The following is a 13512-nucleotide window of genomic DNA, read 5'->3' on the forward strand; positions in this document are numbered from 1 at the left end:
CCTGCTTCACTTACCGGCGGACCGCATCCTTGGCCGCGACCGCCGCCGGCAGCTCGGCATATTTACCGAACTCGTTGCGGGCGATCGCACGGTTGTGGACCTCGTCCGGGCCGTCCGCGAAGCGCAGCGTGCGCATCGCCGCCCAGTCGTGCGCCAGGCGGAAGTCGCCCGATACGCCGCCGCCGCCATGCGCCTGGATCGCATCGTCGATGATCTTCAACGCCATGCTCGGCGCCTGCACCTTGATCATCGCGATTTCCTGCTGCGCGCTCTTGTTGCCGGCACGATCCATCATGTCGGCAGCCTTCAGGCAGAGAAGACGCGTCATCTCGATATCGATGCGGGCGCGGGCGATCCGCTCCTCCCATACCGAATGGTCGGCGATGCGCTTGCCGAAGACGACGCGGGTCAGGAGGCGCTTGGCCATCGCCTCGATCGCTTCCTCCGCGGTGCCGATCGTGCGCATGCAGTGATGGATACGGCCCGGCCCGAGACGCCCCTGAGCGATTTCGAACCCGCGTCCTTCGCCGAGCAACACGTTCTCGACCGGAACGCGGACGTTCTCCAGCACGACTTCGCCATGCCCGTGCGGCGCATGATCATAGCCATAGACCGACAGCATGCGCTTGATCGTCACGCCCGGCGTATCCATCGGGACGAGGATCTGGCTCTGCTGACTGTGGCGCGAGCCTTCCGTGTTCGTCTTGCCCATCACGATGGCGATCGCGCAGCGCGGATCGCCCACGCCCGACGACCACCATTTCGTGCCGTTGATCACGTAATGGTCGCCATCGCGCACCATCCGCGTCTCGATATTGGTCGCATCCGACGACGCCACCGCGGGCTCGGTCATCAGGAAGGCGGAGCGGATCTCACCGTTCATCAGCGGACGGAGCCAGCGCTCCTTCTGCTCGCGCGTGCCGTAGCGATGGAACACTTCCATATTGCCCGTGTCCGGCGCCGAGCAATTGAACACTTCCGACGCCCAGCCGACGCGGCCCATTTCCTCGGCGCACAAGGCGTATTCGAGATTGGTGAGCTGCGTGCCTTCGAACTCGAACGTGTCGTCAACATGCGTCTGGCCGGAATGCGGCGGCATGAAGAAATTCCACAGCCCAGCCTCCTTTGCCTTGAGCTTCATGTCCTCGATCACCTGGATCACTTTCCAGCGTTCGCCGGTGTGCGACTGCTCTTCATATTCGTGCTGGCGGGGACGGATATTCTGATCGATGAAATCGCGAACGCGATCCCGGAAGTACGATTCTCTCTCGCTCAGCGTGAAGTCCATCTTCTCTCTCCGTCAGCCCGGTTTTGAGGCTGGTTAGACCGTACCGCGTTTTCGGTAAAGCGTTGGCAGGACATATTTTGCGGCTTCGCGTGGCCGCAGAGAAAAGACTGTTTCTTCTAAAGGAACTTGTTAGATTGTGTCCGATGGAGCCGAACAAAGCGAATTTGATCGACGAGGAAGGCGGCACGAAGCGGTTTCGCGCGAAGCGCGACGCCATCCTGGCGGCCGCCGCACAAGCGATCAACGAACAGAGTGCGAAAGGCATGACCTTCGCAGATGTCGCGCGCCGCGTCGGGCTGAACACGACCAGCGTGACCTATTACTTCAAGCGCAAGGAAGATCTTGCGACCGCCTGTTTCGAAAATACGCTCGAACGGCTGCAGGCGATGCTGGACGAGGCGCTGAAGGAAGCCACGCCGCAGGCGCGCGTCGCGAAATATCTGTCGATCAACATGCAGCGGCTTGGCGCGATCCAGAAGGGCGAGGCCACCGCCTTCGCCGTCCTGTCCGATCTGCGCGCGATGGAGGAGCCTGCGCTCAGCCAGTTGATGGCCGGGTGGCGCGACGTGTTCCGCAAGACGCGGACGCTGTGGGGCCCCGCCCGCACCCGCGCCGAAACCGACCTGCGCGGCGCGCGCGCGCACGTGCTGCTGGAAAATACGTTTTGGTTGCCGATCTGGCTGACGCGGTACGAACCCGATCAGTTCGACCGGATCGAGGCGCGGCTGATGGAGGTGTTCGAACACGGCATCGCCGCGCCGGGCGAGAATTGGGCCCCCGACCTGATCGATCTCGACCACGGCACGTCTGAGCCGGGGCGCGCCGCGTTCCTGCTCGCCGCCACGCGCCTGATCAACCAGCTCGGCTATCGCGGCGCATCGGTGCAGCGGATCGCATCCGAACTGAACGTGACGAAGGGCAGCTTCTACCACCATCTGGATGCCAAGGACGATCTGGTCATCGCCTGCTATAAACGCAGTTTCGACACGATCGCCGACGCCCAGCATCTGGCGGACGAACGTGGCGGCAGCCAGTGGCATCGCCTGTCCAGCATCATCGCGACATTGCTCGACGTCCAGTTTTCCGAACGCGGCCCGTTGCTGCGCACCACCGCTTTGTCCGGCCTGCCCGGCGGCGTGCGCAATACGATGATCGATCGATCGAACCGCATCGCGCGCCGCTATGCCGGCACGATGAGCGACGGAATTGCGGAGGGGTCGATCCGGCCAGTCGATGCGTTGGTAGCCGCACAGGCGTTGATGGCGCTTCAGAATGCCGCGTTCGACATGCGAAAATGGGCCAGCACCATGCCGCGCGATCGGGCCGTCGCCTTCTACGCCTCGACGCTCGCATTCGGCCTGTTCGACGACCGGGTGCTGGACCTTTGATCTTGCGGCTGGCAACGGCCACGTTGAAATACCGGAGAATATCATGAGCGGCATGGGCCAATTCGACTGGGCTGATCCCTTCCTGCTGGACGACCAGCTGGACGACGACGAACGCATGATCCGCGATACGGCGCGCGCCTATGCGCAGGAAAAGCTTGCGCCGCGCATCATCGACGCCTTCGCGAACGAGGTCACCGACGTGTCGATCTTCCGCGAGATGGGGGAACTCGGCCTGCTCGGCCCGACGGTGCCCGAACAATATGGCGGGGTCGGCGCCAGCTATGTCGCCTACGGCCTGGTCGCGCGCGAGGTGGAGCGGATCGATTCCGGGTATCGCTCGATGATGAGCGTGCAATCCAGCCTCGTGATGTACCCGATCTACGCTTACGGTTCCGAAGCGCAGAAGATGAAGTATCTGCCGAAGCTCGCATCGGGCGAATATATCGGGTGTTTCGGGCTGACCGAGCCGGATGCCGGATCGGATCCGGGCGGGATGACGACGCGCGCGAAGAAGACCGCGAACGGATATGTCATTTCCGGCGCCAAGACGTGGATCAGCAATGCGCCGATTGCCGACGTCTTCGTCGTGTGGGCAAAGAGCGACGAGCATGGCGGCGGCATTCGCGGCTTCATCCTCGAAAAGGGCATGAAGGGTCTTGCGACGCCGAAGATCGAGGGCAAGCTGTCGTTGCGCGCCTCGATCACCGGCATGATCATGATGGACGAGGTCGAGGTCGGCGACGATGCGCTGCTGCCCGACGTGCAGGGCCTGAAGGGTCCGTTCGGCTGTCTTAATCGCGCGCGTTACGGCATTTCCTGGGGCAGTCTGGGCGCGGCGGAATTCTGCATGCACGCGGCCCGGCAATATGGGCTAGACCGCAAGCAGTTCGGCAAGTCGCTCGCCGCGAACCAGCTGTACCAGAAGAAGCTGGCCGACATGCAGACCGAGATCGCGCTCGGTCTGCAGGCAAGCCTGCGCGTCGGTCGGCTGATGGACGAGGGCCGGTTCGCGCCCGAGATGATCTCGATCGTGAAGCGCAACAATGTCGGCAAGGCGCTGGATATCGCCCGGATGTCGCGCGACATGCATGGCGGCAACGGCATCAGCGGCGAATATCAGATCATGCGCCACATGATGAACCTTGAAACCGTGAACACCTATGAAGGCGCGCACGACGTCCACGCTCTTATCCTGGGTCGCGCGATCACCGGGATCGCTGCGTTCTGAGCATGCCGGACCTGCAACCGACACTGATCGGCGAGACGGTCGAGTTGCGCCCAACCGTATCCGGGGATTGGACGGCGTTGTTCGCCGTCGCCTCGGATCCGGGAATTTGGGCGATACATCCGGCGCACGATCGCTGGCAGGAACCCGTGTTCCGCCGCTATTTCGACGATGCGCTGGCGAGCGGCGGCGGCTTGACGATCCGGCACCGCGCGACCGGGCGGGTCATCGGCGCGAGCCGGTACCGCATCGATCCCGACAACCCGCAAGCATGCGAGATCGGCTGGACGTTTCTCGCCCGTGATCATTGGGGCGCAGGCACCAATCGCGAGATGAAAGCGCTGATGATCCGCCACATCCTGCAATGGTTCGATGTCGCCACGTTCCATGTCGGCGAAACGAATATCAGGTCACGGCGAGCGATGGAAAAGATCGGCGGCGTGTTGAGCGATCGGACATCCACCGCCGTCCTCGCCGACGGGCCCGTCGTCCATGTCATCTACGACATCGGCCGTGACGCGGAGATTGCGCGCGCATGAAGCCGCTCGCCGGGATCCGCGTCGTCGAGCTGGCACGCATTCTTGCCGGGCCGTGGTGCGGGCAGTTGCTCGCCGATCTCGGGGCGGATGTGATCAAGATCGAGCGTCCCGGTGCGGGCGACGATACGCGGCACTGGGGCCCGCCGTTCATGCACGGGCCGGACGGCGAGAACCTCGACGCGGCCTATTACCACTCCACCAACCGCGGCAAGACCAACCGTGCGATCGACATTGCCACGCCGGAGGGCCAGTCCGAGATCCGCGCGCTGGTGGCGGATGCGGATGTCGTGATCGAGAATTACAAGGTCGGCGGGCTGGTCAAATACGGTCTCGACCATGCCAGCCTGTCCGCGATCAACTCGCGGCTGATCACCTGTTCCATCACCGGGTTCGGGCAGACCGGCCCCTATGCGCACCGGGCGGGATACGATTTCATCATCCAGGGGATGGGCGGGATCATGTCGCTGACTGGCGAGCCGGACGGCGCGCCGCAGAAGTCGGGCATTGCCTATGCCGATATCTTCACCGGCGTCTATTCCGCGGTCGCGATCCTCGCCGCGTTGCGCACGCGCGACCGGGACGGGATTGGCGCGCATATCGACATGGCGTTGCTCGACACGCAGGTCGCGGTGCTCGCCAACCAGGCGCTCAACTGGATGGCATCGGGCAAGGTGCCGCACCGGATGGGGAACGGCCACGCCAACCTCGCGCCCTATCAGGGGTTCGCGGCGTCGGATGGCGACCTGATCATCGCGGTCGGGAATGACGGGCAGTTCCGCAAACTGTGTACCGTGCTCGACCTGCCGTTAGCGGACGATGCGCGCTTCGCCACCAACCCGGCGCGCGTCGAGAACCGCGCCGAGATGATCCCGATCCTGTCCACCGCGATCGCGACGTGGCGCAAGGCGGATCTTGCCTGGGCGCTGGAGGAAGCGGGCGTGCCCGCCGGCCCGATCAACCGAGTCGACGAAGTGTTTGCCGATGCGCAGGTCGTCGCGCGCGGGCTTGCGATCGACAATGCGGGCATTCCCGGCGTCGCTTCCCCGATCGTGATCGACGGCGTACGCATGGTATCCGACAAGGCCAGCCCGCCGCGGCCCTGATCCGGCCGCCGGGCACAAAGCCACGACATAGAACGGGAGAGAGACGTCATGACCACCCCGCCCCTGCACGGCATCCGCATCGTCGAGATTGCCGGGATCGGCCCCGGCCCTTTCTGCGGCATGATGCTGGCGGATCACGGTGCGGAAGTGATCCGGATCGAACGTCCCGCTGACTCGACGGTCACGGCCATCGCCGCCGATCCGCTGTTGCGCAGCCGTCGGACGATTGCGCTGGACCTGAAGAACCCGGACGCCATCGCCGCGGTGAAGCGCATTGTGGAGACCGCGGACGGGCTGATCGAGGGTTTCCGGCCCGGCGTGATGGAACGGCTCGGGCTCGGGCCGGACGTCCTGCTCGCCGCCAATCCGAAGCTCGTCTACGGCCGCATGACCGGATGGGGACAGACCGGTCCTATGGCGCCGCAGCCGGGGCACGACATCAACTATATCGCGCAGTCGGGCGCGCTCCACGCTTACGGGGCGGCCGGCGGGAAGCCGCAATTCCCGATCAACATGGTCGGCGATTTCGGCGGCGGCGGGATGATGCTGGCGTTCGGCATGCTCGCGGCGATCCTGCATGCGCAGCGCACCGGCGAAGGACAGGTCGTCGATTGCGCGATGACCGAGGGGTCGGCAGTGCTGATGAGCATGATCTGGGGCTTTCGCGGCGCGGGACGGTGGAGCGACCGGCGCGGCACCAACCTGCTGGACGGCGGTGCGCACTTCTACGACACGTATGAGACAGCGGACAGCAAATGGGTCTCGATCGGCGCGATCGAACCACAATTCTACGCCGCCCTTCGCCGCGTGATGCAGCTCGACGGAGACGAATGGTCGGCGCAATTCGATCCGCGCGGTTGGCCGACCCTAAAGGCGCGGCTCACGGAGCAATTCCGGACGAAAACCCGCGACGAATGGTGCGATGCATTTGCCGGACACGAAGTCTGTTTCGCGCCCGTCCTGGGCTTCGACGAAGCGGTTGCCGATCCGCACAACGTCGCGCGCAAGGCGTTCGTCGAGGTCGCCGGAGTGACTCAACCCGCGCCAGCACCACGCTATTCAGCCAGCCCCACCGTCGTGCCGGCGACGACACCACGCGATAACGGCGCCGTTCTTTCGGAACTGGGCTTTACGCCGGAGGAGATCGCCCGGCTGGGTTGATTCCAATGCAAATGCCGGTCTTGTCATACGGTTCGCGAGAGATTGGGAAAAGTACGTGATAAAGTCGTTGAAGATCAGCCAATTACAGGACTATCCTGCAAGAGAACCGTCGCTCTCGCTTACACCTTTGTCCTTCAGCGTGAAGGAAGTCGCGGTAATACGGGCTTGGCATGGTTAATGCTTTGTGCCCAATGGTAAGGTGCTCACTGGGGTTGAATCGATGCGAATGACCAATGCTTACACAAGTGCACTGTGCGCCGCCGCCGTCTTGACGGCCGTCGCCGCGGCACCAGCCACTGCACAGAATTTCACCAATCCTGGTACGATCGACATTATTGATGACGCTGAGACTACCAGCGACATCAACGTCACCGGTGTGACAGGCAACGTGACCGGCCTTACGCTGTCGTTGAACGGTTTGACCCACACCTATCCGGACGATCTCGTTTTCGGCGTTTACAATGCCTCGCAGGATCTTGGCTTCGTGTTCTTCAGCGGTGTCGGCGGCCGCGCGGATATCAGCAACGTGACCCTGTCGTTCAGCGACTTCGCAGCCTTTCCGGCACCCCGATCCTTCGTCGGCAACACGGAGCTCGTTTCTGGAACCTATCTGCCGTCCAACTACCTGGACTTTTCCTTCACCAGCGCCGGTAATGCGACATCGTTCTCCGATTTTCTGTCTGGCGACGTCAACGGCCTTTGGACGCTGATTGCGATCGATACCGTTCCTGCCGACACGGGATCGATCGCGAACGGCTGGAGCCTCAACTTCACCACCAGCGCAGCACCGGCCGTTCCCGAGCCGGCCACCTGGGGGATGATGATCCTGGGTTTCGGCATGATCGGTGCGGCCGCCCGCAGGCGCAAGGTCAAGACCAGCGTTCGCTTCGCCTGATCGCGACCGACGACAGCATCAGCCGCCGTCCGAAAGGGTGGCGGCCTTTTGCTGCGTGGCAGGTCAGCCGAACCGATAGCCGCTGACCACCCAGCCCATCACCTCGTCGCGGTAATCGCGCATCGCGGCATCGTCCGCGCCCGCTCCCAATGCGACCATCAGCGGCAACAGATGCTCCGCCTCGGGATGGGCGAAGCGGGCGTGCGGCAAGCGATCCCATGACGCCACGCGCTCGGCGCGGCGGGCGGGGTCGGGATCGGTCACCGCGTCCGTCAACGCCGCATCCCATTCGTCGGCCATCGCGGTGACGTGGTCGCCGCGCTGGCGAAGATTGTGGAAGCTCATTCCCGATCCGACGATCAGCACGCCTTCGTCGCGCAGCGGCGCCAGCGCACGCCCCATCGCGATATGGGCCGCGGGATCGAGGTCCGCGCGCAACGACATCTGCACCAGCGGAATGTCGGCATCGGGCACCGCCACCATCATCGGAATGAACACGCCGTGGTCCCATCCGCGCGAAGCGTCCTCCACGGTGGCGAACCCCGCCGCCTCCAGCAGCGCCGCCGCCCGTCGCGCCACCGCGGGATCACCGTGCGACGGCCATTGCAAGCGATACGTGTGCCGCGGGAAGCCTCCATAATCGTACGTCAGCGGTTGGCCGTCGCCGAGATGCAGCGTCACGTCCGGCGTTTCCCAATGCCCCGAGATCATCAGGATCGCGCGCGGTCGTTCGGGCAGCGACGCGATCAGCCCCGCCAGATAGGCTTGCATCGGCTGCCACATCGGGGCCGGCGGTCCACCGGCCGGATCCATGAAGAAGCAGGGCCCACCGCCATGCGGGATGAACATCGTGGGAAGTTTCATGACCGGGATATCAGGCCGAGCGTCCCAGTCGGCAATAACCCCAACGGAAACGGGTCGTTTCGCGCGGCGAATAGCAGCGCGGCAGACCGTCCGGGCGAAAGCGCTTTCCCGATCCATCCCGCCTCGCCTAAGCTGTTCGGGATGACCCGTTTCACCGTCAACAACCAGCCGGTCCAGTATCGCATGGATCCGAATACCCCGTTGTTATGGGCACTTCGCGATGCGTCCAACCTGACGGGTACCAAATATGGCTGCGGCAACGGGCAATGCGGCGCGTGCACGGTCGATATCGACGGGCAGGCCGTCCTGTCGTGCCAGACGGCGATCGGCGCGATCGAGGGCAGCTTCGTCACGACGATCGAGGGGCTTTCGCGCGAGCGTGACCATCCGGTGCAACTCGCCTGGATCGCGCACAACGTTCCGCAATGCGGGTTCTGCGTGCCCGGTATGATCATGGCCGCATCCGTCCTGCTGAAGAAGAACCGCAATCCTTCGGAAGACGATATACGCGACGGGATCACGAACCTGTGTCGTTGCGGCACCTATCCGCGGATCGTGGAGGCGGTGCTTGCGGCAGCGCGGGTACAGCGCGGCGACGAAACGATCGCGGCCGGTGCGCCCCCGGTATCGATCCCGCCGACGCCGCGCGTCAGGTGCCCGCGCTTACGCCGGGACGAGGCCGGGTCCGTTAGAAGGATTCCTTTCTGATCGCTGACAGCGCAGTTCAGACTCGGCTCATCGCCAATGATGCACACCCCGTCTATCGACCGGGCAATCTTAGCGCCGGCGTGTCGAAGGAATTGTGGATGCGTACTCCTCTTTTGGTGGCCCTGTTGGCCGCAACGGCCCTGATCCCTGCCGCCGCCAGCGCCCAGCGCATGGAGCGCGCCGTCGGCGACGATCGCCAGGCGCGGGTCGAGGCGCGGGCGGAACGCCGTGCCGAACGAGCGCAACAGCCGCGTGCGGAGCAACCCCGTTTCGAGCAGCCCCGTGCCGAGCAGCCGCGCATCGAACAGCCCCGTGCCGAACAGCCCCGTGCGGAACAGGCGCGAGATCGTGGCAACCGGCCGGATGGCGGTGGCGGATGGAACCGTGGGGCCCGCCCGGACGATCGCGGCGACCGTCGTCAGACCGACTTCGGCCAGAACCGCCAGCCGCCCTTCGTTCAGCAAATTGCGCCTCCGCAGCAGCCGCAGCCGCAGCTCGGCAACGATCGCAACCGCGATGGCCGACCGGATGGTCGCGGCGGCAATGGCCAATGGCGCGGCGATCGCGGCGGCAATGGCCAGTCCGTCACGGCGGACCGGCGGAACGACGGCCGGCGCAACGACTGGCGCGGTGATGACGGTCGCGGCAATGACTGGCGGGGCAACACTGGACGCAACGACAATCGCTTCGCCGATCGCGGTCGCAACAACAATCGCGGCGCGTGGAACCGCGATTGGCGCCGGGACGGTCGTTACGACTGGAACAGCCGTCGCCAGTATAACCGCAACGCCTTCCACCTGCCGCGCTATTACGCACCACGCGGATGGAATGACGGCTATCGCCGCCTGAACATCGGCTTCACGCTGACCGCGTCGTTGTTCGGTAATAATTACTGGATCGAGGATTCATATTATTACGGCCTGCCGGAGGCTTACGGCCCCTATCGCTGGGTGCGCTATTATAACGATGCGCTGCTGGTCGATATCTATTCGGGCCAGGTCGTCGATACGGTGTACGATATTTTCTGGTAATATACGGGGTTTCGTCAGGGTCGGGCCCGTCGGATCATATCCGGCGGGCCTTGCCTTTGCGGCGTCGGCGGCACATTGCGCGGCGTCATGACCGCCGTTCGAAAAGCCGGGGCAGCATCGCCCGTCCGCCGCCAGATCGGCGACACCGTATCACGCCGGCTGGAGGCGAACCCCGCGATCAAGCGCGCGAAGATCGACGTCGCGCAAATCTATCAGCATCCCGATTTCCTCGACGCGGGGCAGTGCCAGGCACTGATCCGCATGATCGACGCGAACCGGCGTCCCTCGACATTGCTCAGCACCAATGCGGATGCCCAGTTCCGCACCAGCGAAAGCTGCGACATGGATCGCTGGTCCCCCGACGTCCGCCCCACGGACGAGAAGATCGCCGAACTGCTCGGCGTCGATCCCAGCACGGGGGAGACGATGCAGGGTCAACGCTATGCGCCGGGCCAGCATTTCCGCGCGCATCACGATTATTTCCATGTCGGCGAAAGCTATTACGACAAAGTGGTAGAGGCCGGCGGACAGCGTACCTGGACCGCGATGATCTACCTCAACGACGTGCCCGAAGGCGGCGCGACCTGGTTTCCGCAGGCGGGCATGCGCGTGGCGCCCAAGCGCGGGCTGTTGCTCGCGTGGAACAACATGAACCCCGATGGCAGCCCCAACGTCGCGACCCTGCACGAAGGCATGCCGGTCGTGAAAGGCACGAAGTACATCGTCACCAAGTGGTTCCGCGAGGCAAGCTGGCTGCGGGGGTGAGGATTAAGGTGACCCCCGTACGACCAACCCCCTCCCGTTCGTGCTGAGCTTGTCGAAGCACCTGTCCGCGGTGCCCGCCCATCGACATGCTCAGGAAAAGCGGAGAATCGGGATCGGGGCGTCCCGCGACCAGGCAAGTTCACCCGCGACATAGGTTCGCGCGATGGCCCGGTCGTCACCCAGCACCTGCAGCCCGAACAACCGGTCGTGCAGGGATGCGCCTGCCATCCGGCGTGCGAGCAACGGCGTGGCTTTCCCGTCCAGCACGATGAAGTCCGCCTCCTGCCCCGGCTGCAATCCGCCGATCCGGTCGCTTAGCCCCAGCACCTTCGCGCCGCCCGCGGTCGCCAGATACAACGCGCGGAACGGATCGAGGCTCGTACCGCGCAACTGGCAGACCTTGTACGCCTCCCCCAGCGTCGACAGGATCGAGAAGCTGGTGCCCGCGCCGATATCGGTGCCGATTCCCGTCTTGACGCCACACGCCCCCGCCCGCGCAAGATCGAACAGGCCGGAGCCGAGGAAGAAGTTGCTCGTCGGGCAGAATGCGATGCCCGCCCCGGCCTCCGCCATCCGCGCCATCGCCGGATCGTCCATATGGATGCAGTGCGCGAACACCGATCGCGGCCCGACCAGACCGAAGCGATCATAGACGTCGAGATAGTCCCGCGCGTCCGGAAACCGCTCGGCCACTGCCGCGCATTCGCCAGCGTTCTCCGCCAGATGCGTGTGCATCAGCACGTCGGGATGCGCCGCGACCAGATCGCCCGCGCTGGCGAGCTGCGCATCGGACGACGTCAAGGCAAAGCGCGGCGTCACCGCATAACCCAACCGCCCGCGCCCCCGCCACCGCGCGATGAGCGCCTCGCTATCCGCCCGGCCGTCCGCCACGTCGTCTCGCAAGGTCTCCGGCCCGCGGTCCATCAGCACCTTGCCCGACACGATCCGCATGTTGCGCTTCAGCGCGGCTTCGAACAGCGCATCGACCGATCCGGCATGCACCGTCGCGAAGACGAGCGCGCTGGTCGTGCCGTTGCGGAGCAGTTCGTCGAGGAAGAACGCCGCCACGCCGTCCGCATGCGCGCGGTCCGCAAACGCGGCTTCGGCGGGGAAGATGTGCCGCTCCAGCCATTCCAGCAACTGTTCGCCATGCGCCGCGATCCGGTCGGTCTGCGGGTAATGAACGTGGCAATCCACGAACCCCGGTACGATCAGGCCGTCGATACGCTCGACCGGCACGTCGGTGAAGCGGGGCGCCAGATCGGGGTGATCGCCGAACGCTATCACCAGCCCGTTTTCGACCAACAGCAGACCGTCGGCATGATGCCGGACCGTGCCGCCCTGTAACGGGTCTTCCGGTACGCTGAGGAGTTCGGCGCGATAGGCTTTGATCGTCATTCAGCCGCACTCGCTTGAGCAGGTTTGTTCGCGCGGAGACGCGGGGAACGCGGAGGTGAATTGCCTGAGGCCGTCCGGTCGCGGATCAACGTGGCTTCGTAGGCAGGATAGCGTCGGTACTGTTCGCTCCCCCTCCCTGAAAGGGAGGGGTTGGGGGTGGGTCGCGTCCGGGCGTACCGATGCCGCCCGCCATGCATTCACGGTGTCGCGAGCATCGACCCACCCCCGGCCCCTCCCTTTCAGGGAGGGGAGTAAGAAGGTGCCCCTCCCTTCCAGGGAGGGGAGAAGGGCCTGCCCGCACCGCAAGCGAGCCACCTCCGCGTCTCCGCGTCTCCGCGCGAACTCACTCCTCAAGCCGCCGCCCGCCGCAACGACAAGATTTGCGCCAGAGCCGCCACCGCGATCACCCCCGGCTCCTTCCCGACGACCCCGGGCAGCCCGATCGGGCAGGCCAGCCGCGACGCATCCACCCCGTCCGCCGCCAGCCTTGTCAGAAACCGCGCGCGCTTCGTCGCCGAACCGATCAACCCGACGAACCGCGCCGGCGACCGTAACGCCGCGGCCGTCAGGTGATAATCCAGCGCATGATCGTGCGTGACGATCACCACCGCATCATCCGGCCCCGCCGACGCGGCGCACGCGACCAACCCCGCCTCGTCAGCCAGCATCACGCCCGGATGCGACGCCTCCGCCGCGCGACTGTCGAACCACGCGAGCGTCAGCGGCAGGCCGGGCATAATCCCCGCAATCGCTCGCCCGACATGCCCCGCCCCGAACAGCAACAATGGTGTTCCCGACCGCTCGACCGGCTCGGCATAGCGACACCCAATCTCCGGCAACGCCCCCGCGCCGCCGGCGTCACACCATCCGCGCCAGCCACTCGCCGCACCTCGCCCGCCGCCAGTTCGCCGACGATATCGCCGCCCGCCTCGGCCACGACGATCCAGTCCGCCGTCGCCAACCGCTCCACCAGCACGCGCACCCGCCCGCCACAGCATTGCCCCAGCAGCGGCCCCAGCGGATAATCCTGCACGCGCCACGCACCGGCCGGATGCGACAGGATCGCTCGCGCCTGATCGATCACACGGTGCTCCAGCGCGCCGCCGCCGATCGTCCCGCCCAGCGCATCCGCGGTCACCGCCATCCG

13 protein-coding genes and 1 pseudogene are annotated in these 13512 nt (G+C 65.1%); 9 read left to right on the plus strand and 5 right to left on the minus strand.

Features of this window, described 5'->3' with window-relative positions:
• Window positions 1-10: 10 nt before the first annotated feature.
• Window positions 11-1288, minus strand: a complete 1278-nt coding sequence (locus tag H5J25_RS11820) for an acyl-CoA dehydrogenase family protein (protein WP_202091192.1) — start codon at window positions 1286-1288, stop codon at window positions 11-13.
• A gap of 143 nt (window positions 1289-1431) precedes the next feature.
• Here H5J25_RS11820 and H5J25_RS11825 point away from each other — a divergent pair, with 143 nt between their 5' ends.
• The 6 genes from H5J25_RS11825 (at window position 1432) to H5J25_RS11850 (ending at window position 7599) form a co-directional block, all read left to right on the plus strand.
• Window positions 1432-2676 carry a TetR/AcrR family transcriptional regulator gene (locus H5J25_RS11825; protein WP_202091194.1) on the plus strand — a complete coding sequence of 415 codons (1245 nt, stop codon included), beginning with the start codon at window positions 1432-1434 and terminating at the stop codon, window positions 2674-2676.
• Between the two features lie 43 nt (window positions 2677-2719).
• A complete protein-coding gene (locus H5J25_RS11830; RefSeq protein WP_202091196.1) occupies window positions 2720-3904 on the plus strand; it encodes an acyl-CoA dehydrogenase in 1185 nt (394 codons plus the stop codon).
• 2 nt (window positions 3905-3906) lie between these two features.
• The gene (locus tag H5J25_RS11835) at window positions 3907-4440 is read left to right on the plus strand and encodes a GNAT family N-acetyltransferase (protein WP_202091198.1); all 534 of its coding nucleotides are present in this window, start codon (window positions 3907-3909) and stop codon (window positions 4438-4440) included.
• A complete protein-coding gene (locus tag H5J25_RS11840; protein ID WP_202091200.1) occupies window positions 4437-5543 on the plus strand; it encodes a CaiB/BaiF CoA transferase family protein in 1107 nt (368 codons plus the stop codon). The genes H5J25_RS11835 and H5J25_RS11840 overlap by 4 nt, the downstream gene beginning before the upstream one ends.
• A gap of 48 nt (window positions 5544-5591) precedes the next feature.
• Window positions 5592-6704, plus strand: a complete 1113-nt coding sequence (locus H5J25_RS11845; RefSeq protein WP_202091202.1) for a CaiB/BaiF CoA transferase family protein — start codon at window positions 5592-5594, stop codon at window positions 6702-6704.
• Between the two features lie 184 nt (window positions 6705-6888).
• Window positions 6889-7599 (plus strand): PEPxxWA-CTERM sorting domain-containing protein, encoded by a 711-nt coding sequence (locus H5J25_RS11850; RefSeq protein ID WP_225883081.1) that lies wholly within the window; start codon window positions 6889-6891, stop codon window positions 7597-7599.
• 63 nt (window positions 7600-7662) lie between these two features.
• Here the strand turns inward: H5J25_RS11850 and H5J25_RS11855 are convergent, their stop codons facing one another.
• On the minus strand, window positions 7663-8463 hold the full coding sequence (locus tag H5J25_RS11855; protein WP_202091203.1) for a DODA-type extradiol aromatic ring-opening family dioxygenase: 801 nt from the start codon (window positions 8461-8463) through the stop codon (window positions 7663-7665).
• Between the two features lie 141 nt (window positions 8464-8604).
• Here H5J25_RS11855 and H5J25_RS11860 point away from each other — a divergent pair.
• From H5J25_RS11860 to H5J25_RS11870, 3 genes and pseudogenes are all read left to right on the plus strand, one after another.
• Window positions 8605-9155, plus strand: a pseudogene (locus H5J25_RS11860) ((2Fe-2S)-binding protein).
• Between the two features lie 114 nt (window positions 9156-9269).
• A complete protein-coding gene (locus H5J25_RS11865; RefSeq protein ID WP_202091212.1) occupies window positions 9270-10202 on the plus strand; it encodes an RcnB family protein in 933 nt (310 codons plus the stop codon).
• Window positions 10203-10289: 87 nt separating this feature from the next.
• Window positions 10290-10967 (plus strand): prolyl hydroxylase family protein, encoded by a 678-nt coding sequence (locus H5J25_RS11870; RefSeq protein ID WP_202091214.1) that lies wholly within the window; start codon window positions 10290-10292, stop codon window positions 10965-10967.
• 90 nt (window positions 10968-11057) lie between these two features.
• On the opposite strand, the gene guaD is transcribed toward H5J25_RS11870, so the two are convergent.
• From guaD to H5J25_RS20750, 3 genes are all read right to left on the minus strand, one after another.
• A complete protein-coding gene (gene guaD / locus H5J25_RS11875) occupies window positions 11058-12365 on the minus strand; it encodes a guanine deaminase (protein ID WP_202091216.1) in 1308 nt (435 codons plus the stop codon).
• A 350-nt stretch (window positions 12366-12715) separates the two neighbouring features.
• A complete protein-coding gene (locus H5J25_RS20745; RefSeq protein WP_263973929.1) occupies window positions 12716-13102 on the minus strand; it encodes an XdhC family protein in 387 nt (128 codons plus the stop codon).
• A complete protein-coding gene (locus H5J25_RS20750) occupies window positions 13084-13509 on the minus strand; it encodes an XdhC family protein (protein ID WP_263973930.1) in 426 nt (141 codons plus the stop codon). Before H5J25_RS20750 ends, H5J25_RS20745 begins: the two co-directional genes overlap by 19 nt.
• Window positions 13510-13512: the final 3 nt, after the last annotated feature.

The organism is Sphingomonas aliaeris, from assembly GCF_016743815.1.
Lineage (GTDB): Bacteria > Pseudomonadota > Alphaproteobacteria > Sphingomonadales > Sphingomonadaceae > Sphingomonas > Sphingomonas aliaeris.